Here is a 22366-nt window from a genome sequence, read left to right on the forward strand (position 1 = left end):
ATATTAAAGCCTAAAGCCATGTATTACAGAAATATAAAAAACTTAAATGATATCATTCTTCAAAAATTAAGTATCATTCCGCGTGATTTTGATTTAATTGTAGGAGTGCCAAGAAGCGGTATGTTACCGGCAAATTTATTGTCATTATACCTTAACAAACCCTATACAGATATTGATTCTTTTTTAAATGGTCATATTTATAAAGCTGGAGCAAGAAGTCAGTTTTTTGATTCCGGAGAGCATAAGAAAGTTTTAGTAGTTGATGATAGTATTGCTTCGGGATCTGCGATGATTGAGGTAAAAGAAATTTTAAAAGACCATGAAGCTAAATTTGATATTAAATACTGTGCTATTTATGTCATACCTGGAAAGGAAAAAATGGTAGATTATTTTTTTGAAATAGTTCCATTACCACGATATTTTCAATGGAATATATTAAACCATACAACTCTTGAAAAATCTTGTTTTGATATCGATGGTGTACTATGTGCCGATCCTTTGCCGGAGCAAAATGATGATGGTGAAAAGTATATCGATTTTATATTAAATGCGCCGCCACTATTTATTCCGGGAAGTAAAATTGGTACCATTGTCACTTCACGATTGGAAAAATATCGTAAGGAGACGGAAACCTGGCTGAAAGCAAATAATATTAAATACAACGATTTGGTTATGCTTGATTTGCCAAATATGGAAGCTAGACAAAGAGCGAATAATCATGGTGATCATAAGGCCAAAGCTTATTTAGCAAAACCTTATGTCTTATTTGTAGAAAGTGAATTAAACCAAGCGATTGAAATTAACCGAATTTCGAAAAAACCAGTTCTATGTACCGCTAATTTCGAAATGATTTTTGAATCAGAATCTTTCTTGTATAATCTCAAAAGTGGAAAACACCTGCCATTTTTACGAAAGTATGCCTTAAAAATTAGAGATAAGATTAGAAAATTAAAATAACGGTCGCATACATGCTAATAATTTCAAATAAACCATAATTATGCTACTATATACCATCATACAAATTGTTTTACTAAGTCTTTTGGGATTAGCAACGCTCTATATCTTGCTTTTTTCAACCGCAAGTTTATTTTACAAACAAAAAAAATATAGCGATAACGGAAATAGAAAAAAGATAGCGGTTCTTATTCCGGGTTATAAGGAAGACGGTGTTATTATAGAAGTGGCTACTTTAGCCTTACAACAAGATTATCCTTCTGATTTGTATGATGTAGTAATAATTGCCGATTCTTTTCAAGAGGAAACTATTTCAAAATTAAAAACTTTGCCTATTACAGTTGTTGAAGTTAGTTTTGATAAGAGTACAAAGTCAAAAGCCTTAAATAAAGCAATGGCTACCATTGAAAGTAAATACGATATTGCAGTTGTTTTAGACGCTGACAATGTAATGGCTTCTGATTTTTTAGAGAAAATAAATGCAGTTTTTGAATACGATTTTATAGCGGTTCAAGGTCATAGAACAGCTAAAAATACTAATAATTCCTGGGCAATACTTGACGCTATTAGTGAAGAAATAAACAATAACATTTTTAGAAAAGGACACCGAGTTTTAGGCTTGTCATCGGCGATCATTGGTTCAGGGATGGCTTTTAGATATGAATATTTTAAATCGCTCATGTCTACCGTTACCGCAGTAGGTGGTTTTGATAAGGAAATAGAATTAAAAATGTTAAAAGAAGGTCGTAAGATAGTTTATCTGGACGATGCGATTGTTTATGATGAAAAAATTCAAAAATCGGAGGTTTTTGGAAATCAACGCCGTAGATGGCTTTCGGCACAGTTGCATTATTTTAAGAAAGATATTTTAAGTGCTTGTAAAGATTTGGTAGTAAAAGGCAACGTAGATTATTTTGACAAAGCAATTCAATTTATTCAACCTCCCAGAATATTGTTGTTAGGAGCTGTTTTACTATGTAGTTTTGCTTTTCTAGTCTCTAATTATTTTTTAGACCAACAGCGATTAAATTTATCTTGGATTGTTTTGGCTGGAGCTTGCTTGTTGTCCTTTATTTTCTCGGTTCCAAAATCTTTCTATAATTTAAAAACCTTGAAAGCATTGGCTAGTTTGCCTAAAGGAATGCTCATGATGTTACTTTCATTGCTTAAAATAAAAGGAGCCAATAAAACATTTATTCATACCCAGCATACTTCTACTTCAGAAGAAATAAAGGCTAAATAACCCACTTGTTAAGTTTTTAATTAAACGAATGAACAATACTAAAATAGACAAATTAGAAGCTATTCGAGGATTTTGCGCACTTTATGTTGTGCTTTTCCATTTGTTGCCTCAAAAGATCTTCTTTTTAGGTATCAACATCGGTATTCTATTTCGTTTTGGTTCTGAAGCTGTGATTATGTTTTTTATTCTGAGTGGTTTTGTGATTAAATATTCCTGGGAAAAAGCAACAGATAAATCATTTCAAAATTTCTTTTTCAAAAGGTTGGTACGGATATATGTTCCCTTGCTTTTCATTTTTTTATTGGCATATGGTATTAAGTGTTATAACGAAGGCAGTATTGCTGATCCGGAATGGGGTACGCTTTTAGGTAATTTATTGATGTTACAAGATGTGATTTCGCTAAAGCCTAATGTAATTTCATCAGTATATATGGGAAATGGCGTGCTATGGTCATTGTCTTATGAGTGGTGGTTTTATATGCTGTTTATGGCTCTAATAAAAAATGTTAGTACTTCTAAAATCAATACTTGGGTAAACATTTTAACAATTTTGGCTGCGATTACCTATCTTTTTTATCCGTTTTTTTTGAATAGAATTCTAATGTATTTTGCTTTATGGTGGATTGGTGTTCAATTTGCCGATATTTATCTCAAAGGAGCTAAATTTAGCCTTAAATCAATGCAATCTTATGCCTTTGTATTGATGGCAATAATTATTCTTTTAGGATTGAATCTGTATTTCAATTTCAACTATACTAAAACCTACCAATATCCATTAGTGGCATATCCTATAGTGGAATTGCGCAATTTTGTTTTTGCATTCATCGTAATGTTTGGAGCGCTTATCTGGAATCATTTTAACTGGTTTGGATTTAACCGTTTTTTTGGCGTTTTTAAATATCTGGCGCCCATTTCTTATGTCATTTATATTTCACATCATTACTTAGTCATACAAGCAACGTATCTAGACTTTATCCATAATAGAGTGGTAGAGTGTCTACTTTATATTGTTGTAATGTTTGTGTTTTCCTATTTACTGGAAGTAGTGGTGTATACCAAAATTAAAAATAGCTTACATAACGCGGTACTGAAACAACCCATAAATAATTAGTGCAATGAAAATAGGTATTGAAGGACAAAGACTTTTTAGAAAAAAGAAACATGGGATGGATATGGTTGCATTAGAACTCATAAAGAATCTTCAGGAGTTAGACCATACAAACGAATATTTCATTTTTGTAAAACCAGATGAAGATCATTCAGCCCTTAAAGAAACGGCTAATTTTAAGATCATCGAAATAAATGCTGGTCCTTATCCTACATGGGAACAAATAGGATTGCCTAGAGCTGCTAAGAAATATGGTTGTGATATCCTGCATTGTACTAGTAATACGGCTCCTTTTTTTACAAGTATCCCTTTAGTTACTATTCTTCATGATATTATTTACATGGAAAGTAGCTATTTGAAAATTGTAACAAGTAGTGCAAGCAGTTATCAAAAATTTGGAAATATTTATAGAAAGCTTGTTGTGCCCAGAGTTGTTAAAAAGAGCAAAAAAGTAATTACCGTTTCTCATTTTGAGAAAAATAGAATTGGAGAATTCTTTGGAATTAAAGGAGATGCGAAACTCGATGCAATTTATAACGGTGTGAGTGAACACTTTAAAAAAGTAACCGATAAAGATGAATTACAAAGGGTAAAAGAAAAATATAAATTACCCGATCATTATTTCTTTTTCCTTGGGAACACCGATCCTAAAAAGAATACTAAAGGGACTTTAAAAGCATTTTCGGATTTTTTAAAACAAAGCCAAACTAACTTTAAGTTAGTCATGCTTGATTATGATAAAACGGAGCTTACTAAATTGTTAGTTGAAATTAACGACCCTGCGCTCATTGACCATATTGTATTAACTGGCTATGTCGTTAATTCTGATTTGCCTGCTATTTATTCGCAATGCAGTGTTTTTTTATATCCTTCATTAAGAGAGAGTTTTGGAATTCCAATGCTCGAAGCCATGCGTTGTAATGTGCCGGTAATAACATCAAATACATCATCAATGCCCGAAATTGCAGCTGATGCAGCACATATTGTTAATCCGTTTAATCCCGAAGAAATTACACAAGGATTAATTAAGATAATAGAAAATGATGCTTACAGAAGAACGCTTTGTGACCAAGGTTTAGAACGAAGTAAAGCGTTTTCATGGAAAAATATGGCTAAAGAATACCTGAAATTATATGAATCAATTCATGCTGAAACTTCTAAAAAATAGCAGATTATGTTAGAAGGAAAAAATATCATTTGTATTTCTCAAACTACCTGGCACGGCGAATTCACAAAGTCTACCGTTCAATTGTTGTCGCTTTTAGCTGAAAAAAACACGGTCGTTTTTGTAGAATATCCTTTTACTCTTAAAGATGTTGTAATGTCTGTTTTAGGAAAACAACGAGCTCAGGTTGGGCGCATGTTAGGTCTTAAACCAAGAATTATTGACGAAAAAACGGCCACTGGAGCCGTTGTTAAACATTTAGTCGTACCTCCTGTATTGCCGGTAGATTTTATAAATAATGATTCTGTTTTTAATAAAATATTTAGCATTAATAAGTTTATTTACAAACGACAACTTCGTAAAACTATTAAGAAATTAAAATTAGACAATCCCATTATTATTACTGCTTATAATCCCATGTATGGTTTACCAATGCTAAACCAATTAAAGGAATTTTTGACCATTTACTATTGTTATGATGGAATGGATACACAAAGGCATAAGTCCCGAATTTATGAAATAGAGAAACAATTTTGTCAAAAAGTAGACTGTATTATAAACACTTCTGATTATTTAAACGCAGAAAAGAAAAAGTTGAATCCAAACAGCTATGTTGTAAAAAACGGTGTCGATTTTGAGCTTTTTGTTCCTTATGCAAAAAGTGATATTACTGCCACTAATACCGTTAAAAAAGTAGGTTACATTGGCACTTTGGATTTTCGTTTTGATATAGATAGTATGGAATTTGCTATCGAGCAATTACCAGATGTTTTATTCGAATTTACTGGCTATTTGTTGAATCAGGAAATAAAAGAGCGTTTGTCTCAATTTAAAAATGTGACTTTCTTTCCTTCTGTTCAAGCACATGAAGTGCCTCAATTGTTGTCCAAATATGATTTGGGTATAATTCCATATAAAATGAATGAAGTCAATAAAAATATTTATCCTTTAAAGATAAATGAATATTTAGCTGTTGGTGTGCCCGTGGTGATGACTGCCTTTGCTGATTTAGAAGATTTTAAGTCTATGGTGAAAGTAGCCCCAAACAAAGAGTATTTTAAAAAGTATATCGAAGAAGAATTAAAAAATGACAGTAAGGAGCTGATTCAAACCCGAATTCAGTTTGCTAAATTAAATTCTTGGGAAAATAGAGCAGTGGCCTTTGGAGATATTATAGAACAAGCCATCGAAACAAAAAGTAAAAACAAACAATAAAAGCTATGATTGTATTAAAAATAATTTTTTGGGTATTCTTGTTTATCATAGTTTACACCTATGTGGGTTACGGTATTTTGTTATTCGCAATAATCAAAATAAGACGACTTTTTAACATAGGGAAAAAAGAAAAAATGAATTTAGATTATGAACCTGAGGTAACACTATTCATTGCTGCTTATAATGAAAAGGATTATGTGGCGGCTAAAATGAAAAATTCTTTAGAACTGGATTACCCTAAAGAAAAATTAAATATCATTTGGGTTACTGATGGTTCTGATGATGGAACTCCTGATTTATTACAAAATTATCCCAATACTACCGTACACCATTTAGAGGAAAGAAATGGGAAAATAGGAGCTATGAACAGGGGAATGCAATATGTAAAAACGCCTATTGTAATTTTTAGTGATGCAAATACCAACCTTGGAAAGGAATCTATCAGACGTATTGTCAATCTTTTTAGTAATCCTCAAGTAGGTTGTGTTTCTGGAGAAAAACGAATTATTAATAAAGAAACAGATGTCGCTTCTGGCGCTGGCGAAGGTATTTATTGGAAATACGAATCAACACTAAAAAAATGGGATGCTGAGTTGTATTCGGTGGTAGGTGCCGCAGGAGAATTGTTTGCCATTCGAACAAACTTATATCAACATGTTGAAAAAGATACCCTGCTGGATGATTTTATCATATCCTTACGCGTTGCTCAACAAGGTTATACCATACAATATGATCCTGAAGCTTATGCAGTGGAAACAGCCTCGGCAAATGTAAAAGAAGAACTTAAACGTAAAATTAGAATTTCAGCAGGAGGAATACAGTCTATTGTAAGATTAAGATCTTTACTTAATGTATTCAAATATGGCACTTTGTCCTTTCAATATATTTCTCATCGCGTTTTGAGATGGAGTTTAACCCCGTTATGTTTAGTATTATTAATTCCTATTTTAACCGTAATTGCAATTGACGAAGGGATATTTTCTTTTGGTTTGTATGCTGTTTTATTTTGGCTTCAATTGCTATTTTATGTGTCCGCCTTATTAGGTTGGTTTTTAGAGAATAGAGAAACAAGGGTTAAAATTTTATTTGTTCCCTATTACTTTTTTATTATGAATTTATCGGTTGTTCTTGGGTTTTTTAGATATATGAAAAAGTCGCAATCCGTAAACTGGGAACGAGCTAAAAGAGCTTCGTAGTTGTAACTAAAGAAGAAAATGAATTAAATCTAAGATTAAACCCTGTTCGATACAAGCAGCTTTTTTTAAGATAAATGAAAAAAATAAAATACATAGTATACCCAGTATTTGCATTGTTGTTGCTGTTTTTTGTCTTTGGATTTATCGTCAGATGGCCTTCATATAGTATTAAAACCAATGGCAAATTATATGTCTTCAATAAAAAAAGTGAAGATATTACCGTTTTTGATTTGGCTAAAGGGAGAGAGATAACAACCATTCCTGTTGCAATTGAATCGCATGGAGCTGCAAAATTGTTAGGAAAAAATAAACTAGTAATTGCTAATTACAATACTAAAAAATACAAACATAAAAAGATTCTAATCTTTAATATAGATAGTAATAAAGTTGAGAAAACAATTTCTTTTTCTGAAGGAGTATCTGGTTTAGAAGGTATTGTTTCTTTACCAATAGCGAACAAAGTAGGTGTTGTAAGTGCCATCAGTAATGAATTTTTAGTAATTAATACACAAACGGAAACTATTGAACAAAGAATTCCAACGAAACAAAAGGGGAGCCATTTTTTTGTAATTCATCCCAAATTACCCATTGCTTATATATCAAATAGAGAATCGGGTTCAGTTAGTGTTGTTAATTTAATTACTAATCAGCTTGTAAAGAATATTTCCTGTGGTAAAGGTGCCATTGGTATTGATTGTACACCAGATGGATCTGAAATTTGGGTTACAAATAGAGACGATAATTCAATAAGTATTATAAACACTTCAAAGAATGAAGTTTCTCAGACTTTAAAAACAGGGAAGCAACCCATAAGTTTAAAGTTTTCCAGAGAGGGCAAATACTGTTTAGTGGCCAATTTAAAAGATGGGACAATTTCTGTTTTTGATCAAAAATCTAAAAAAGTAATTGTAAATAGGAGTATTCACGGAAAGCAAACAGCAATGGAGCGAGCACTTTATCATACTCCCTGGCCTGTGAATATTGTAATGCATCCTAATGGTTTGTATGCTTTTATCTCTAACTCTAATGCTAATAATATTCAAATTTTAGATATGCATTCTTTTGATTTTGTGAGTGAAATACAAACTGGAGAAGTTCCAGAAGCTATGGTTTTAATAGAATAATTTGTAATCCAAATATCTACAGAAAGCAACAGCTTATCGATAGTTAATTTGTATTAAACGAATATGTTAGTAGGTTTTTAGTGATAAATTTTAGTTTTACTTAATATATAGCAATCTATAACCTTATTTTAATGATTAGTTATGAAAACATTTTTTTTAAAATTGACACAAATTTTCTCAATAGTATTGCTATTTCACGCTTGTAGTGCTCCGGATGTTGAAAATGAAAGTGAAAACAGTACTGATATAACTATTACAAATAAAACATTTGATTTTAGTACTTATCGACTTGTGAAAATTACAATAAATGATGCGGAAGCTTTTTCTAAGTATGATGTCTATGCCTATTCAGATGAGCCTTATTATGCAGGTGATAAAACGTTTTTAAATGAAAATGATCAACTGGTTACTGAACCTATTTATCGAAATGAGGTATTAGACGAATTAATATTTTCAGGAATTCCTACTAATGGAGTTCTGGTTCAAACTATTAATGTGTCTAAATACTGTAATAAATTGTATGTAAGAAGAAAAAACAATCTTAATTTTTCCTCTTCAGTTATTTCTATTGAAAATGGGGCAGCTTCGTATACCTATAGCAAGCCAGTTACAACAAAAAGAGTAAATAATAGTTTTAATAAATCAACAGCTACCACTATTGTAAATGATTATTTGTATTGTGTTAATAGTGCAGCCGAACTTTTTCAAGTAAATCCAATAGATGGCAAATTGACATTCTTGTCTCAAATGCCAATGGGAAGCGTTACCTGTGCCATTGATCAAGCAAATAAATGTTTGTATTCCGTAGGTAATGAAAGTCCATATCCATTGATGAAATATTCTATTGCAACTGATACCTGGACAACCGTTAAAAATATAGGTGTAAGTGGTCCAAGACTTGATTTTAATACAAATGATGGCTTGCTTTATTTTTCAAGACTCGATAAAATATATACTATAAACCCAACTACAGGAGCACTTAGTGCAGCCAAATCAATTGTGGGACTTCATAATGTAAATGGTGGAGATTTAGCTTTCGCAAAAGATGGAACCTTATTTTTGTGTACATTTTCCGGACTGTATAAATTAGTACTTGATCAGTCAAACGTTTACCAAAGTACCCGAATAAGTGCAGATAATTTGCCATTTCAACCTACTTCTATGACTTTTGATTCTAATGAAGATTTATGGCTTTCAAATAATGCTTCAAGTTCTGATTTAATCATTATGGATACGCAAACAGGTGGATGGAAGTATGTTTACGGTATCAATGCTAAGAATAACACCGATTATAAACGTAGTATTAATGATTTGACCACTTTTAGAGTTTATACAACCGTTGATACTGTAGTAGATTCTGACCAAGATGGTGTTCCAGATCAAGACGATGCTTCACCGTTGAATGCTCAAGTAGCTTTTGAGTTGTTTACTCCAAGTAAATATGGTACTGGAACGATTGCGTTTGAAGATTTGTGGCCTTCTTATGGCGATTATGATTTTAACGATGTAGCTTTAAATTATCAGGTAATTGCAAAATTAAATGCTCAAAATTTAGCCGTGCAAATGGATATTATTTGCCGTGTAAAATCTAACGGAGCAGGATATACAGACGGAATAGGTATAGAAATGACTAATCTATCACCATCGCAAATTAAGAATGTAACCGGAACTGTTTTGACCGAAAATTATATTGTTAAAAGTGCTAATGGAACCGAAGCAAATCAAGAGCATGCAGTTATTATTTTGACAGATGCGGCTAAGAATTTATTTAATGAGCGTACTATAACTATCGAGTTTACGCAGCCTATTAGTACTTCAGAACTAGGAATAGCTCCTTTTAATCCATTTATAATCGCTAATAAAGATCGAGCTCGAGAAATCCATTTGCCATATGCTAAACCTACCTCTCTTGGAGATAATCATTTTCAAATAACGGGTGTGAATCGCGATAATAAAGGGAATTATGTTTCGGATAAAGGAATGCCTTGGGCCATTAGCTTTATTCATGACTTTAAAGTTCCTAAAGAAAAAATAAACATTGCTAATGCTTATAATTTCTTTGTTAAATGGGCTAATTCTGGTGGGACTTTATATCAAGATTGGTATAAAGATAATTCCGGAAATAGAAATGTTGAGTTAATTCAAGAATAAAATGACTATATGTGATTGAAGAGAAGGTTATATCATAAAAATGGTTTCAATTTAGTTTAAACAACAAAGCCACTCCGGAGTAGAGTGGCTTTGTCTTTCATTAGGGGTATTTTTAAAGACTATCAAACTTTAAATGGCAATTAGTTCCATCCACCGCCTAATGATTTGTACATGTTAACTTTGGTAGTTAGTTGTTCTTTTTTGGTTTCCACCAATTGTAATTTGGATTCTAAAGCATCGCGTTGCGTTAATAAAACTTCCATATAATCGGCTCTGGCCGCGCTGAAAAGCTTATTAGTGATCTCGATTGAATTGGTCAAAGCAGCCACTTGATGTTCTTTTTGCTCATAGCTTTTCTTCAGGTTTTCAATTTTTGATAAACCATTTAATACTTCGATATGAGCATTTAAAATGGTTTTTTCGTAATCAAAAACAGCTTGTAACTGTTTGTCATTCGCATTGTAATATGTAGCTTTAATAGCATTTCTATTAATTAAAGGAGCTACCATATCTCCGGCTAAGCCATAAATCAAAGATTCAGGCATAGTAGTAAGATATTGCGTTTTGAACGATTCTAAACCTACACCAGCTCTTAACGTAAATGACGGATAAAAATTTGCTCTGGCCACCTGTGTATCCAGTTTGGCGGCCTGCAATTCATACTCTGCCCGTCTAATATCAGGACGATTAGTTAAGAGCTGTGAAGGTATACCGGCATAAATAGTATCTATGTTTTGTTCTATAAAATGGTCAGAATCACGATTGATATGTTGAGGAGTACGACCTATTAAGAAATTTAATCTGTTCTCAGTTTCAACAATATCTTGTTTTACATTGTACAATTCGCTGTTGTTTTTAAATACTTCTGCTTCCAGTCTTTGTACACCCAGAGCAGTTGCTTTAGCGGCCTGCATTTGCAAACGGATAATCTTCAATCCATTGTTTTGCAACTCTAAGTTTTTAGTCAAAATAGCCAGTTTATTATCTAAAGCTTGCAATTCATAGTAAGAATCAGCAATTTCAGCAATCAAACTAGTAACCATAAAGTTTTTACCTTCAACAGAAGAAAGGTATTCCATAACTGCTGCTTTTTTGGCATTGCGTAATTTTTTCCAAACGTCCAGTTCCCAGCGGGCAAAAGCACCTACTTTGTAATTTTGTAAGGGCTCAGGGAATTCTTTTCCTAGTTTAATTTCGGTATTGGCATCGTTTGCCCCTTGGCTGGTGTAACGACCTACTTTTTCTACTTCAGCAGCTACCTGAACACCTACAAATGGAAGGTATTCTCCTTTTCTAGCCTGAATTTCATTCTTAGCAATATCAACCTGTTGCAACATGATATTCAGCTCCTGATTGTTGACTAAAGCAGTATCGATAAGTGCAGCTAAATTAGCATCATTAAAAAAGGTTTTCCATTTGATTTGAGCCGAATTGGTAGTGTCTTTTGAAGCTACATTTTGAAATTGTTCCGGTAAATCCTTTTTTTCGTCGCGTACGGTTCTTGTTGGTACACAGCTTTGAAAAACAAGGGTAGATAAGGTCAGTCCCAGCACTGACCTTATGTTTATAAATTTGAAAATTGGATTATTCATTGTCTTCCTCTCTTTTCATTAATTTTTTCAATTGTTTGTTGATTTCTTTCAGCCTTAATTTGAGTTTGCTATCTCCCTCACTAGCTCTCATGAACTCTTCAGAAGCAGGTTCGTTATGTTCGTCTTGAATCATAGTTTTTCCATCGCTCATTTTAGCAAAGGTGTAATACAATCCAGGGATAACAAAAACTCCAAATAAGGTTCCGATAATCATTCCTCCCATAGCAGATCCTCCAATGGTTCTGTTACCGATAGCACCTGCTCCTGTTGCAATAACTAATGGAATTAATCCGGCAATAAAGGCAAATGAGGTCATCAAAATTGGTCGGAAACGCAATTTAGCTCCTTCCATAGCCGCATCTACAATACTCATTCCCTGCGAACGCTTCTGGACGGCTACCTCTACTATCAATACGGCATTTTTACCAAGTAATCCAATAAGCATGATAACCCCAATTTGAGCATAAACGTCATTTGATAATCCCATTAATTGTAATAAGGCAAATGAACCAAAGAATCCAACAGGTAATGATAATAATACCGCCAAAGGCAATAAGAAGCTTTCATATTGTGCCGCTAAAACCAGATAAACGAATATCAATACGATACCAAATACATACAGTGCATCGTTTCCTCTGTTAGCCTCGTCATATGATAATCCTTCCCAGGCAATATCATATCCTCTTGGTAATTTTACTTTGGCTACTTCTTTAATGGCATTAATAGCATCGGCACTGGTGTAGCCTTTAGCCGGTAGTCCACGAATTGCAGCCGAATTGTAAAGGTTGTATCGCGTAATCTCATTAGGTCCTAATTGTTTTTCTACCTTCATGAAAGCAGAATAAGGGACCATTTCGCCAGCCTCATTTTTCACGAACAATTTCTCCAAATCAGAAGGAATTCTTCGATATTCAGGAGCAGCCTGAGTATAAACTTTAAAAAACTGACCGAATTTGATAAATCCTTGTTCGTAAGTACTACCAATAAGAATATTCAGGTTGTCCATAGCTTTACCAATAGAAACTCCTTTTTGCATTGCTGCTTTATTGTCAATATTCAGTTTTAACTGCGGATAATTGGCAGAATAAAAAGTAAAGACACCTGTAAGTTCTTTACGTTTTTCTAATTCAGCAAGGAATTCGTTGTTTACTCTTTGGAATTCCTGATAATCAGTTCCGTTTGTTTTGTCTAATAAACGTAAAGAGAAACCTCCGGATGAACCAAATCCAGGTACTGCTGGTGGTTCAAAATATTCGATAACGGCTCCCAGGTTTTTGGATTTGCTTTCCAATTCTTCCATGATTTCATGTACCGAATGGTTTCTTTCGTCCCAAGGTTTCAGGTTAATCAAACAGGTTCCTGCGTTTGATCCACGACCTTCCGTCATGATTTCATATCCTGCTAAAGAGGATACAGAAGATACGCCGTCAATTTCTTCACAAATTTGTTGCAGTTTTTTGGCAACATCATTGGTACGTTCTAATGTCGTTCCCGGAGGAGTTTGGATAATAGCATAAATCATCCCCTGATCCTCACTTGGAATAAATCCTGCTGGAAGCGCTTCGTTAGTAAAATAAGTCGCAAAACAGAATCCGATTAGAATTCCGAAAGTAATCACTCTTCGGTTTACAATGTGTTTTAATATACCTACATAATGTCCGGTCAATTTTTCAAATCCTCTGTTAAACCAATCAATAAAACGATCAATAGGGGATTTTTTCTTAGCATGACCATGATTGTGTTTTAGTAACATGGCACAAAGTACAGGGGTAAGCGTCAAGGCAACAACAGCCGAGATAATAATCGATCCCGCCATGGTAATAGAAAATTGACGGTAGAATACCCCAACAGGTCCCGACATAAACGAAATAGGAATAAATACAGAAACCATTACCAATGTGATTGCAATAATAGCTCCCCCAATTTCCCCTAATACCGCTTTGGAAGCTTTGAATGGCGTAAGATGTTCTTCTTCCATTTTTACGTGTACAGCTTCCACAACAACTATGGCATCATCGACCACAATACCAATGGCTAATACTAAGGCGAAAAGGGTAATCAGGTTGATGGATAAGCCAAACATCTGCATGACAAAGAAGGCTCCAATCAACGATACAGGAACGGCGATAACCGGAATTAATGTAGAACGCCAATCTCCTAAAAACAAGAATACTACAACGGATACTAAAACGAAAGCGTCTCTAAGTGTGTCTAATACCTGTTCGATTGAGGCATCTAAGAAACTCGATACGTCATAACTAATTTTATAACCTACTCCCGGTGGAAGGTCTTTTTCCAGTTCTTTTAGTTTGGCTTTTACGTCTCTAATTACATCACTACCATTAGTTCCCAGCGTTTGTTTTAAAACGATAGAAGCTGATGGTTTACCATCTAAGTTGTCATAGATATCGTAAAATTCACTTCCTAATTCTACTTTGGCAATATCGCCTAATTTTATTTCTTCACCATTTGCATTAGCTCTAATGATGATGTCTTTGTATTCCTGAGCATCACTAAAACGGTCTCTGTACGTTAATACATATTCGAGCGATTGCGATTTTATTCCGGAACTTTGTCCAAGTCTTCCCGGTCTTGCCAGAATACTTTGTTCCTGCATGGCTTTCATTACTTCTTCTGCCGAAATGTTGTAAGCACGCATTCTGTCCGGTTTTAACCAAACACGCATTGCATATTTACGGCTACCAAGGATTTGTGCACTGGCAATTCCGTTAATACGTTGTATTTCGCGAAGCATGTTGGTATAAGCATAGTTGTAAAGGAATTTTTCATCCATTTCATGCCCTTTTTTGCTATACAAATCCACATACATCAACATACTTGGCTGAACAGGTGTAATGATAACCCCTTCGCGTTGTACTAAGTCCGGTAATAAAGGCATTACCTGATCGACCCTGGTTTTTACCCGGATTACGGCGACGTTGGGGTCGGTTCCCGGTTCAAAAATGACACGAATGGTTCCTTCTCCGGCACTGGTTGCATCCGATGCAATGTAACGCATTCCCGGTACACCGTTGATAGCTGTCTCCAGCGGAATTAATGTTGATTTTACTAATACATCTGAACTCGAACCCGGATAGGCGATAAAGATGTTTACGGTTGTTGGCGCAATTTCAGGAAATTGCGAAATGGGTAATTGTTTGATGGCAAGCAACCCCATAAAGACTATAATGACCGAAATAACAATCGCTAAGACCGGTCTTTGAATAAACTTTTTAAACATTTTGTTGTTATTTAAGGGGTTATTTACTCGGCGTAAACATCAAGTGTATTCAATACTTTTTTAGGGTTTTGAACATTAAATTTCACTTTCTCATTGTTTTTTACTAATCGTAATCCGTCTAGTAAAATATGGTCGTTTACGTCTAATCCTTTTTTCACAACAAAAAGGTTTTCCAGTGTGGCTCCAATAGTAATTTCTCTTTGTCTTACGTAACCGTTTTTGTCGATTACAAAAACATAGCGCTTGTCTAAGACTTCAAAAGTTGTTTTTTGAGGAATAATAAGTACGTTTTTCAAAGGAATAGTCATCAGGATGGTTCCTGTTTCTCCATGTCTTAAAATGCCTTGAGGGTTAGGGAAAGTCGCTCTAAAAGCGATATTTCCTGTTTCATTATTGAATTCCCCTTCGATAGTTTCTACTATACCTGTTTGGTTGAATATCATGTCGTTTGCCATTCGCAAATTTACTTTTTGCTTTTTGTCTTTATTGGCACTCATTATGTAATTCAAATATTCAGCTTCAGGAACATTGAAGTAGACCCACATTTTACTGTTGTTAGATAGTGAAGTTAACAGTTCACCTTCTTCCAACATACTACCTTCTCTGGAAACAAGATGGTCTACAATACCATCAAAAGAGGCTTTGATATTGGTAAAGCCAAGATGAGTTGCTGCCAAATTGATTTCAGCATTAGCTTTGTCTAGTTTTGCTTTAGAAAGTGCTAATTCGTTTTGAGAAACCACTTTATTATCGGCAAGAAGTTTAGTGTTTTTGTATTCTATCGAAGCCGCATTTCCTTCAGCTTTTGCTTTTTGTAATTCTGCCTGATAAACATTTGGCATAATCCCGAATAATGCTTGTCCTTTTTTAACTTTTTGACCTTCATCAATGTAGATTTTTTGAAGGTATCCTTTTTCTAATGCTCTCACTTCAATATGTTGAATAGAGTGGATTTGGCAAACATATTCTTTAACAATTGAAGTATCCATTGCTACAGGATTTGTAACATTGAAAGTAGCTTCTTCTTTCTTTTCTTCTTTATGTGAGTTGCAGCCAATAGTGCATATTGCGGCCATAAGACCAATGAAAATTGCATTTTTTTTCATGATATTCTTTAACTTTTTAAAACAATGGAATGAATTTTAAATCGGAGTAAAAAACAACGACCTAATTGCCATATTTAACTTGTCTAATCAAAAAAGACAAGAAATAGGGATGTAGCAACTAAATGCTATTTGTTTGTTTAAAAAGTTAAAATCAAATGCGAAAGACCTCGAATATAATGTAAAGTGAATTACAAGAAGGTAGGTAAGAAAGCTCTTTGAAAAAAGCCTGAGTTTTTTTAGAATAGGATACAAAAACAGCTATAGCTTGTTGTTTGAATGAAAGAAGCTGGTAGGAATGTTTTTCTACCGACTTTTTTGAAGCCATAGTTTCAGAATCTTCTTCTTCGTTGTCTGAGCTAAGGATTTCTTTTTTTTGGTAAGTTTCAAATACTGCGTCTGATAAAGAGCTTTGATTCTTGAAAATAATTTCTAAATCAGAATGATTAACCGTTTCTTGTGAGAATGTTTTTAATGGTATTTCTAACAATGATATTTTTGTTAGCGTATGGGCAAACAAAGAACCGTTGCTTAATAACAGCAGCATACATAAAAGGGTGATATGTTGTATTGCCTTCTTCATTTGTCATGCAAATCTAATTTTACAAAGTTATTCTGGCAAGTATTAGTTAATAAATATTTGTTAATTATGATAAAAACATTAAAAAATCCGTTAAAATGCAGTTTTTGTTGTAATATATTTGGTGTTTGTGTTAAAATACAAAGAAAGATTCTTTGGTTATTTTTCACCTTCCCATTCAGCATAAAATTGCGAAAGAAAGTTTTCCATGAATTGATGCCTTTGATTTGCAATGTTTTTTGCTGTAGGAGTGTTCATTTTATCTTTCAGTAATAATAGCTTTTCGTAGAAATGATTGATAGTTGGCGCCTGACTGCGTTTGTATTCCTCGGTACTCATGTCTAATTTTGGAGCAATTTTCGGGTCGTAAAGTGTTCTGTTTTTAAAACCGCCATAATTGAATGTTCTGGCAATTCCAATGGCTCCAATGGCGTCTAATCGATCCGCATCCTGGATAATCTCTAATTCTTTAGAATTAAATTTTTTTTCAAAATTTCCGCCTTTAAAAGAAATGTTTTCGATGATATTGATGATATGAACGATATCTTGTTCCTGAATATCTTGTGTTTCCAAAAATGCTCTGGCTATTTTTGGTCCAATAGTTTCATCACCATTATGAAATTTACTGTCGGCAATATCGTGAAGTAAAGCTCCAAGTTGGACTATTTGCAAGTTACAGCTTTCTTCTCTGGCAATTAATAAAGCATTTTTATACACTCTTTCAATATGAAACCAATCATGTCCGCCTTCGGCATTTTCTAATTGTTGTTTTACAAAATAGATGGTATTGCTTATTAATTCGTTATGACTCATAGTGAAAAGGGATAAAAAAAGCTGATTTTCAAAGGTCTAACTTCAAAAATCAGCTTATTATTATTTGTAATTGATACTTTTAAAAATCTGAAATCTACAATCTAGCTGGTTCAACCCATTTGAAGATATGAGATTCTTTTGGGATAACTAATCTTTCTGAAATTTTAGCCATTCTCGCAGGTAATTTCATCAGGTAATCACGGGCTTTTTCAGCTTCGTCAGTAAGACCTGAAATTTTTTCAATTTCCCATTTATCGATTAGTTTCTGCATGATTTCCACATAATCTTGGGCTGTATAAACACCAATTCGTTGTGCAGAATCTGAAAATAATTCAAACGCCGAGCTGATTTTTTGCCCTGATTCTCTCAAGAAATGGGCCGGCATTACAATTTTAGCTTTCATCATGTATTGGAAAGCCAACATCATTTCACTAGGGTCTACCTTGAAAATTTCGCTAACAAAATGACTGTAAGCATGGTGGTGACGCATTTCGTCTCCGGCAATCATTTTACACATTTTGGATAATTTCTTATCCCCGTATTTTTTAGCTAATTGCGAAACTCTGTTGTGAGAAACATAGGTTGCTAATTCCTGAAAACTAGTGTACACAAAGTTTTTGTAAGGATCTCTTCCGGTACCAATGTCGAATCCGTCATTGATAAGATGTTGTGTGGTCATCTCGATTTCACGCATGTTTACACGACCGGATAAGTATAAGTATTTATTCAATAAATCGCCGTGACGGTTTTCTTCACCAGTCCATTGACGTACCCATGCTGACCAGCCATTTCTTCCTTCATTATCTACGCCTTCTACTTCCATTAACCAGTTTTCATAAGTAGGAAGAGCTTCTTCCGTAATCATGTCTCCCACCATGGCTACCCAAAAATCATAAGGTAAATCCTTAGATATTTCACGTAGTTCTTTTACTTCTTCTAAGAAATTATCTCCTTCAGAATTTGGTAAAAAATCAGATGGCTGCCATATTTGTTCCACTGGAATCAAATATTGGTCCATGTAGCCAGTCACGTTTTTTTCCAAAAACTGCATAACTTCTAAACGAATGTTTTTTATAGACATTTTATATATTATTAAAATTGTATTTCTTTTACTATTGCACTTTCCGTTTTCTCCATTAATTCGGGGAAATTATAGTCGCTCACCTTTAAAGGTTTATGGACAACAAAGGTAAGATGATTTCCTAAACCTACGGGGAAAAAACCAAATTTTACCATTTTCCATGAATTGTTAATACTTACTGGGACAACATATGCTGATGGTGCACTCTTGCACAATATTTTTACGCCTGTTTGGGCAAATTCTTTGGGTTTGCCGGTTTTGCTTCGGGTTCCTTCTGGGAAAATTACTGCCGAACGTTTATTGGTTTCAATATATTCCGCGAGTCTTTTTATTTCAGGTATGGCCTGTTTAGGGTCTTTTCTGTCAATCAAAGCGGCACCTCCGTGTCTCAAATTATAGGAAACACTTGGGATTCCTTTGCCTAACTCTTTCTTACTTACAAATTTACAATGAAATTTACGCAAATACCAAATCATCGCAATAATATCATACATACTTTGATGATTGGCTACAAATATTAATGGAACTCCTTCAGGAATGCTTTCTCTGTTTTCAAATGTATAGGTCGTTCCTACTAAGTTAGTGCATTTTAGCAAAAAAAAGTTCAAATAATCGACACTTTTTTTATGTGCTTCATATCCAAATACGTTTAGACAAAACCATTGGATAGGATGAAAAACAACTAATGTAAGTCCAAAACACAAATAATAAATTACCGATATAGGATAGGAAATAAGTTTTTGCATTTCAAAAAAATTAGCTGCAAAAGTAGTAAATAATTTTTTAGCACTATTTAATTCGTAAATAATAATAGGTTTGGGCTTAAATTGTACCTTTGTGATTCATAAAAAATTGAATTTTACCAAAAAAAATGAGCTTTAACTATCCAAAAAACGAAAAACTAAAAAGTAAAATAAGTATTGGATTGTTGTTCTCCGAAGGGAAATCAGTTTCAAAATATCCTTTGCGTTTGGTCTATCATTCCGGTTCTTTGAATGAAAATGAAAAAATAAAAATGGGTGTTTCGGTTTCAAAAAAATACTTCAAGAAAGCCGTTGACAGAAATCGTTTTAAAAGAATTCTCAGAGAAACCTATCGATTGAACAAACACATTTTATTAGATAATTTAGATAAACCATATGCTTTTATGTTTTTTTATCAAACCAAAGAGCGTTTGTCTTACGAAGAAATTAATACTAAAACCATTCAGTTGTTTGAGAAATTTGTAAACCAGAATATTAAAAAAGAGTCTTCAGAAACTGAAGGTAATTCTGGGAAATAATAGGTTTTTTTCTAAATTTTATTATTGATAATTTATTTTTACTTTAGTAATTAATAATACATTCCCTTAATTATGATTCGTTTTTTTCAAGAAAGATATTTAATTCCTGTTGTCGCTTCTGCATTTTTATATGTCGGGGTTAGTTTTAAAGATGATTTCTTTGAAATTGCCAAACAACTGGAAATTTTCACGACGCTTTTTAAAGAATTGAATACGAATTATGTTGATCAAACTAATCCCGGAGAATTGATGAATGCTGCCATCAAAGGTATGCTGGCCAGTTTAGATCCATACACGGTTTATTTTAATGAGCAGGATGTGTTGAGATTTAAAATCAACAATACCGGTGAATATACCGGAATTGGGGCGTTGATTACCCAAAGATCTGGCAAACTCATTTTACGCGAAGTTTATAAAGATTTCCCTGCTGATAAAGCGGGTTTTAAAGCCGGAGATGAAATTATTCAAATAGGAGATGTGGTTTTGACTGATTTTAAAGAAGATGCTTCTCAGCTTTTAAAAGGTGCTAAAAACACTAAAATTGACATCAAATACCTCCGTCAGGGTAAAATGAATACGACTCAAATTTCATTGGACGAAGTTGAAATAAAATCGGTGCCTTATTACGCTAAAATTGATGATAAAACCGGTTATATTGTCCTGAGTCGTTTTAATAAAAAGGCTTCTAACGAAACTAAAGAAGCTTTGTTAGAATTAAAAAAGCAGGGAGCGCAGCAAATTGTTTTGGATTTGAGGGATAATCCCGGCGGACTTTTGAACGAGGCTATCAATATTTGTAATTTATTTGTTCCAAAAAATGAGGTGATTGTTACCACAAAATCCATTAATGAAAAACATAATAATACCTATAAAACAGCTTTTGATGTGGTGGATTTAGATATTCCATTAGTGATTATTGTAAATGATAAAAGTGCTTCGGCTTCAGAAATTGTATCAGGTGCTTTGCAGGATTTAGATCGAGCTGTAATTGTGGGCACTAGAAGTTTTGGTAAAGGTTTGGTTCAAAAACCAATAGATCTGACTTACAATACCCAATTGAAGGTTACAATTTCAAGGTATTTTACACCTTCAGGAAGATGTATTCAGGCATTAGATTATGCACATAAAGACAAAGATGGTTTAGCTACCCGAACAAAAGAAGCTAATTATAATTCTTTTAAAACCAGAAAAGGAAGAACGGTATATGATGGAGGTGGAATTTTGCCAGATGTGCAGATGGCTGAATCTAAAACCAGTGTGATAGCCAATGCATTGCTTAAAAATGATGCCATTTTTAATTATGCAACTGCTTATTATTACAAACATCCTAATCTGGGTAATCAGATTCCTAATTTTACTAATGCTGATTTTCAGGATTTCAAACAGTTTTTAAAAATTCAGAAAATTTCTTTTAATACAGAAACAGAAGCTTCTTTAAAAAATACGCTGGAAATTGCTAAAAAAGAAGCGATTGATAAATCAATTGTTAATGAGTACAACCAATTGTTGGCAGTAGTTGAGAAAAGTGAAGAATCTTTGTTAGATAACAATCAGGAGGAGATCGTCAATTTGATTTTAGAAGAGATTATTAAGCGTTACCAATATCAGGAGGGTTTTTATGGGTATTATATGAAAAGCAATTCTGAAATTAAAAAAGCAGTTAAAATTTTAAACGATTCGGCTAATTATAAGAATATTTTAAAGAGCTAATGTCTAAACTAATTGTTTTATTGTCTTTTTTTATTTTGATGGTTTCCTATGCACAGGAAAAAAAAATTGGGACGGTATATTTTGAATTTGACAAATATGCTATAGATCCCATTCAGGAACAAAACATTGTCGATTTTGTTCGGGAAATAGATACAACTAAGTTAGAGTCCATTCAAATTTATGGTTATTGTGATGATAGAGGTAATAACGATTATAATTTGAAATTATCCCAAAACCGTGTCAATGCAGTTCGTGAAATATTGATAGCTAACGGATTTAATAAAAGTAGAATTGTTATAGTAGAAGGCAAGGGACGTGTACTTATTGATGCGCATTCAGGTACAAGTCTTGAAGATATTCGGTCAAAAAACAGGCGAGTTGATTTGTTGATTGTTAAGCGAAATAGTTTTGGAAAAGGGATGTATAATTCTTTTCAGGATCATCATGAGGTAGGGGATAGAATTTTTCTAGAAAATATTTTTTTTGAATTGGGAAGTAGTCAATTAACTGAATCTTCGAAAATAGAATTGAACAGGATTGCCGGAATTCTCCAAAAAAATAAAAATATTGAGTTTGAAATTCGCGGTCATGTGTGTTGTACCCCTAATTTTTATAAGGACGCTATAGACAGAGCGACTAAAGAAAGAAAGCTTTCCTTGAATCGGGCTAGAAATGTTTTCAAATACCTGATTTCAAAAAACGTAAATAGTTTGAGGATGTCTTTTAAAGGTTTAGGGAATCAATTTCCTTTGGGTAAAGGCGATGATTACGATAGAAGGGTCGAATTTTTAATCACTAAGAATTAATT

18 protein-coding genes are annotated in these 22366 nt (G+C 33.5%); 11 read left to right on the forward strand and 7 right to left on the reverse strand.

All coding sequences use genetic code 11. The annotated features are described in order from the left end of the window. Positions 1–18 precede the first annotated feature (18 nt). From AAEO59_RS02610 to AAEO59_RS02645, 8 genes are all read left to right on the forward strand, one after another. Positions 19–957: a phosphoribosyltransferase gene (locus AAEO59_RS02610; protein WP_341699193.1), complete on the forward strand. Its 939-nt coding sequence runs from the start codon at positions 19–21 to the stop codon at positions 955–957. A gap of 40 nt (positions 958–997) precedes the next feature. Next, complete coding sequence (locus AAEO59_RS02615; protein ID WP_341699194.1) at positions 998–2197, forward strand: glycosyltransferase; 1200 nt, start codon at positions 998–1000, stop codon at positions 2195–2197. 28 nt (positions 2198–2225) lie between these two features. After that, positions 2226–3308 (forward strand): acyltransferase family protein, encoded by a 1083-nt coding sequence (locus tag AAEO59_RS02620; RefSeq protein WP_341699195.1) that lies wholly within the window; start codon positions 2226–2228, stop codon positions 3306–3308. Between the two features lie 4 nt (positions 3309–3312). Continuing rightward, positions 3313–4473: a glycosyltransferase family 4 protein gene (locus AAEO59_RS02625; protein ID WP_341699196.1), complete on the forward strand. Its 1161-nt coding sequence runs from the start codon at positions 3313–3315 to the stop codon at positions 4471–4473. Positions 4474–4479: 6 nt separating this feature from the next. Beyond that, positions 4480–5685: a glycosyltransferase gene (locus AAEO59_RS02630; protein WP_341699197.1), complete on the forward strand. Its 1206-nt coding sequence runs from the start codon at positions 4480–4482 to the stop codon at positions 5683–5685. Positions 5686–5690: 5 nt separating this feature from the next. Then, positions 5691–6881 (forward strand): glycosyltransferase, encoded by a 1191-nt coding sequence (locus AAEO59_RS02635; RefSeq protein ID WP_341699198.1) that lies wholly within the window; start codon positions 5691–5693, stop codon positions 6879–6881. 74 nt (positions 6882–6955) lie between these two features. Further along, positions 6956–8005 (forward strand): YncE family protein, encoded by a 1050-nt coding sequence (locus AAEO59_RS02640; protein WP_341699199.1) that lies wholly within the window; start codon positions 6956–6958, stop codon positions 8003–8005. Between the two features lie 141 nt (positions 8006–8146). Beyond that, the gene (locus tag AAEO59_RS02645; protein WP_341699200.1) at positions 8147–10156 is read left to right on the forward strand and encodes an LruC domain-containing protein; all 2010 of its coding nucleotides are present in this window, start codon (positions 8147–8149) and stop codon (positions 10154–10156) included. Between the two features lie 140 nt (positions 10157–10296). Here AAEO59_RS02645 and AAEO59_RS02650 read toward each other — a convergent pair whose 3' ends face one another. From AAEO59_RS02650 to AAEO59_RS02680, 7 genes are all read right to left on the reverse strand, one after another. Then, positions 10297–11748, reverse strand: a complete 1452-nt coding sequence (locus tag AAEO59_RS02650) for a TolC family protein (RefSeq protein ID WP_341699201.1) — start codon at positions 11746–11748, stop codon at positions 10297–10299. After that, positions 11741–14989, reverse strand: a complete 3249-nt coding sequence (locus AAEO59_RS02655) for an efflux RND transporter permease subunit (RefSeq protein ID WP_341699202.1) — start codon at positions 14987–14989, stop codon at positions 11741–11743. Before AAEO59_RS02655 ends, AAEO59_RS02650 begins: the two co-directional genes overlap by 8 nt. A 23-nt stretch (positions 14990–15012) precedes the next feature. Then, the gene (locus AAEO59_RS02660; protein WP_341699203.1) at positions 15013–16095 is read right to left on the reverse strand and encodes an efflux RND transporter periplasmic adaptor subunit; all 1083 of its coding nucleotides are present in this window, start codon (positions 16093–16095) and stop codon (positions 15013–15015) included. A gap of 151 nt (positions 16096–16246) precedes the next feature. Further along, positions 16247–16675 (reverse strand): hypothetical protein, encoded by a 429-nt coding sequence (locus AAEO59_RS02665; protein ID WP_341699204.1) that lies wholly within the window; start codon positions 16673–16675, stop codon positions 16247–16249. A gap of 156 nt (positions 16676–16831) precedes the next feature. Then, positions 16832–17485 carry an HD domain-containing protein gene (locus tag AAEO59_RS02670; protein ID WP_341699205.1) on the reverse strand — a complete coding sequence of 218 codons (654 nt, stop codon included), beginning with the start codon at positions 17483–17485 and terminating at the stop codon, positions 16832–16834. Between the two features lie 94 nt (positions 17486–17579). Further along, complete coding sequence (locus AAEO59_RS02675; RefSeq protein WP_341699206.1) at positions 17580–18566, reverse strand: acyl-ACP desaturase; 987 nt, start codon at positions 18564–18566, stop codon at positions 17580–17582. Between the two features lie 11 nt (positions 18567–18577). Continuing rightward, positions 18578–19312: a lysophospholipid acyltransferase family protein gene (locus tag AAEO59_RS02680; protein ID WP_341699207.1), complete on the reverse strand. Its 735-nt coding sequence runs from the start codon at positions 19310–19312 to the stop codon at positions 18578–18580. A 125-nt stretch (positions 19313–19437) separates the two neighbouring features. On the opposite strand from AAEO59_RS02680, the gene rnpA reads away from it, so the two are divergent. The 3 genes from rnpA (at position 19438) to AAEO59_RS02695 (ending at position 22364) form a co-directional block, all read left to right on the forward strand. After that, on the forward strand, positions 19438–19848 hold the full coding sequence (gene rnpA / locus AAEO59_RS02685) for a ribonuclease P protein component (protein ID WP_341699208.1): 411 nt from the start codon (positions 19438–19440) through the stop codon (positions 19846–19848). Positions 19849–19920: 72 nt separating this feature from the next. Then, positions 19921–21558: a S41 family peptidase gene (locus AAEO59_RS02690; RefSeq protein ID WP_341699209.1), complete on the forward strand. Its 1638-nt coding sequence runs from the start codon at positions 19921–19923 to the stop codon at positions 21556–21558. Then, the gene (locus AAEO59_RS02695) at positions 21558–22364 is read left to right on the forward strand and encodes an OmpA family protein (protein ID WP_341699210.1); all 807 of its coding nucleotides are present in this window, start codon (positions 21558–21560) and stop codon (positions 22362–22364) included. The genes AAEO59_RS02690 and AAEO59_RS02695 overlap by 1 nt, the downstream gene beginning before the upstream one ends. The last annotated feature ends 2 nt before the right edge of the window (positions 22365–22366 follow it).

The organism is Flavobacterium flavipallidum, assembly GCF_038289905.1.
Classification (GTDB): domain Bacteria; phylum Bacteroidota; class Bacteroidia; order Flavobacteriales; family Flavobacteriaceae; genus Flavobacterium; species Flavobacterium flavipallidum.

What these genes read in the sequence shown, in the direction of transcription:
- AAEO59_RS02680 (WP_341699207.1), bottom strand. Translation starts at nt 19,312, where the DNA reads ATGCAAAAACTTATTTCCTATCCTATATCGGTAATTTATTATTTGTGT.
- AAEO59_RS02690 (WP_341699209.1), top strand. Translation starts at nt 19,921, where the DNA reads ATGATTCGTTTTTTTCAAGAAAGATATTTAATTCCTGTTGTCGCTTCT.
- AAEO59_RS02640 (WP_341699199.1), top strand. Translation starts at nt 6,956, where the DNA reads ATGAAAAAAATAAAATACATAGTATACCCAGTATTTGCATTGTTGTTG.
- AAEO59_RS02625 (WP_341699196.1), top strand. Translation starts at nt 3,313, where the DNA reads ATGAAAATAGGTATTGAAGGACAAAGACTTTTTAGAAAAAAGAAACAT.
- AAEO59_RS02615 (WP_341699194.1), top strand. Translation starts at nt 998, where the DNA reads ATGCTACTATATACCATCATACAAATTGTTTTACTAAGTCTTTTGGGA.
- AAEO59_RS02695 (WP_341699210.1), top strand. Translation starts at nt 21,558, where the DNA reads ATGTCTAAACTAATTGTTTTATTGTCTTTTTTTATTTTGATGGTTTCC.
- AAEO59_RS02635 (WP_341699198.1), top strand. Translation starts at nt 5,691, where the DNA reads ATGATTGTATTAAAAATAATTTTTTGGGTATTCTTGTTTATCATAGTT.
- AAEO59_RS02620 (WP_341699195.1), top strand. Translation starts at nt 2,226, where the DNA reads ATGAACAATACTAAAATAGACAAATTAGAAGCTATTCGAGGATTTTGC.
- AAEO59_RS02670 (WP_341699205.1), bottom strand. Translation starts at nt 17,485, where the DNA reads ATGAGTCATAACGAATTAATAAGCAATACCATCTATTTTGTAAAACAA.
- AAEO59_RS02655 (WP_341699202.1), bottom strand. Translation starts at nt 14,989, where the DNA reads ATGTTTAAAAAGTTTATTCAAAGACCGGTCTTAGCGATTGTTATTTCG.
- AAEO59_RS02675 (WP_341699206.1), bottom strand. Translation starts at nt 18,566, where the DNA reads ATGTCTATAAAAAACATTCGTTTAGAAGTTATGCAGTTTTTGGAAAAA.
- AAEO59_RS02610 (WP_341699193.1), top strand. Translation starts at nt 19, where the DNA reads ATGTATTACAGAAATATAAAAAACTTAAATGATATCATTCTTCAAAAA.
- AAEO59_RS02645 (WP_341699200.1), top strand. Translation starts at nt 8,147, where the DNA reads ATGAAAACATTTTTTTTAAAATTGACACAAATTTTCTCAATAGTATTG.
- AAEO59_RS02650 (WP_341699201.1), bottom strand. Translation starts at nt 11,748, where the DNA reads ATGAATAATCCAATTTTCAAATTTATAAACATAAGGTCAGTGCTGGGA.
- AAEO59_RS02665 (WP_341699204.1), bottom strand. Translation starts at nt 16,675, where the DNA reads ATGAAGAAGGCAATACAACATATCACCCTTTTATGTATGCTGCTGTTA.
- AAEO59_RS02630 (WP_341699197.1), top strand. Translation starts at nt 4,480, where the DNA reads ATGTTAGAAGGAAAAAATATCATTTGTATTTCTCAAACTACCTGGCAC.
- AAEO59_RS02660 (WP_341699203.1), bottom strand. Translation starts at nt 16,095, where the DNA reads ATGAAAAAAAATGCAATTTTCATTGGTCTTATGGCCGCAATATGCACT.
- rnpA (WP_341699208.1), top strand. Translation starts at nt 19,438, where the DNA reads ATGAGCTTTAACTATCCAAAAAACGAAAAACTAAAAAGTAAAATAAGT.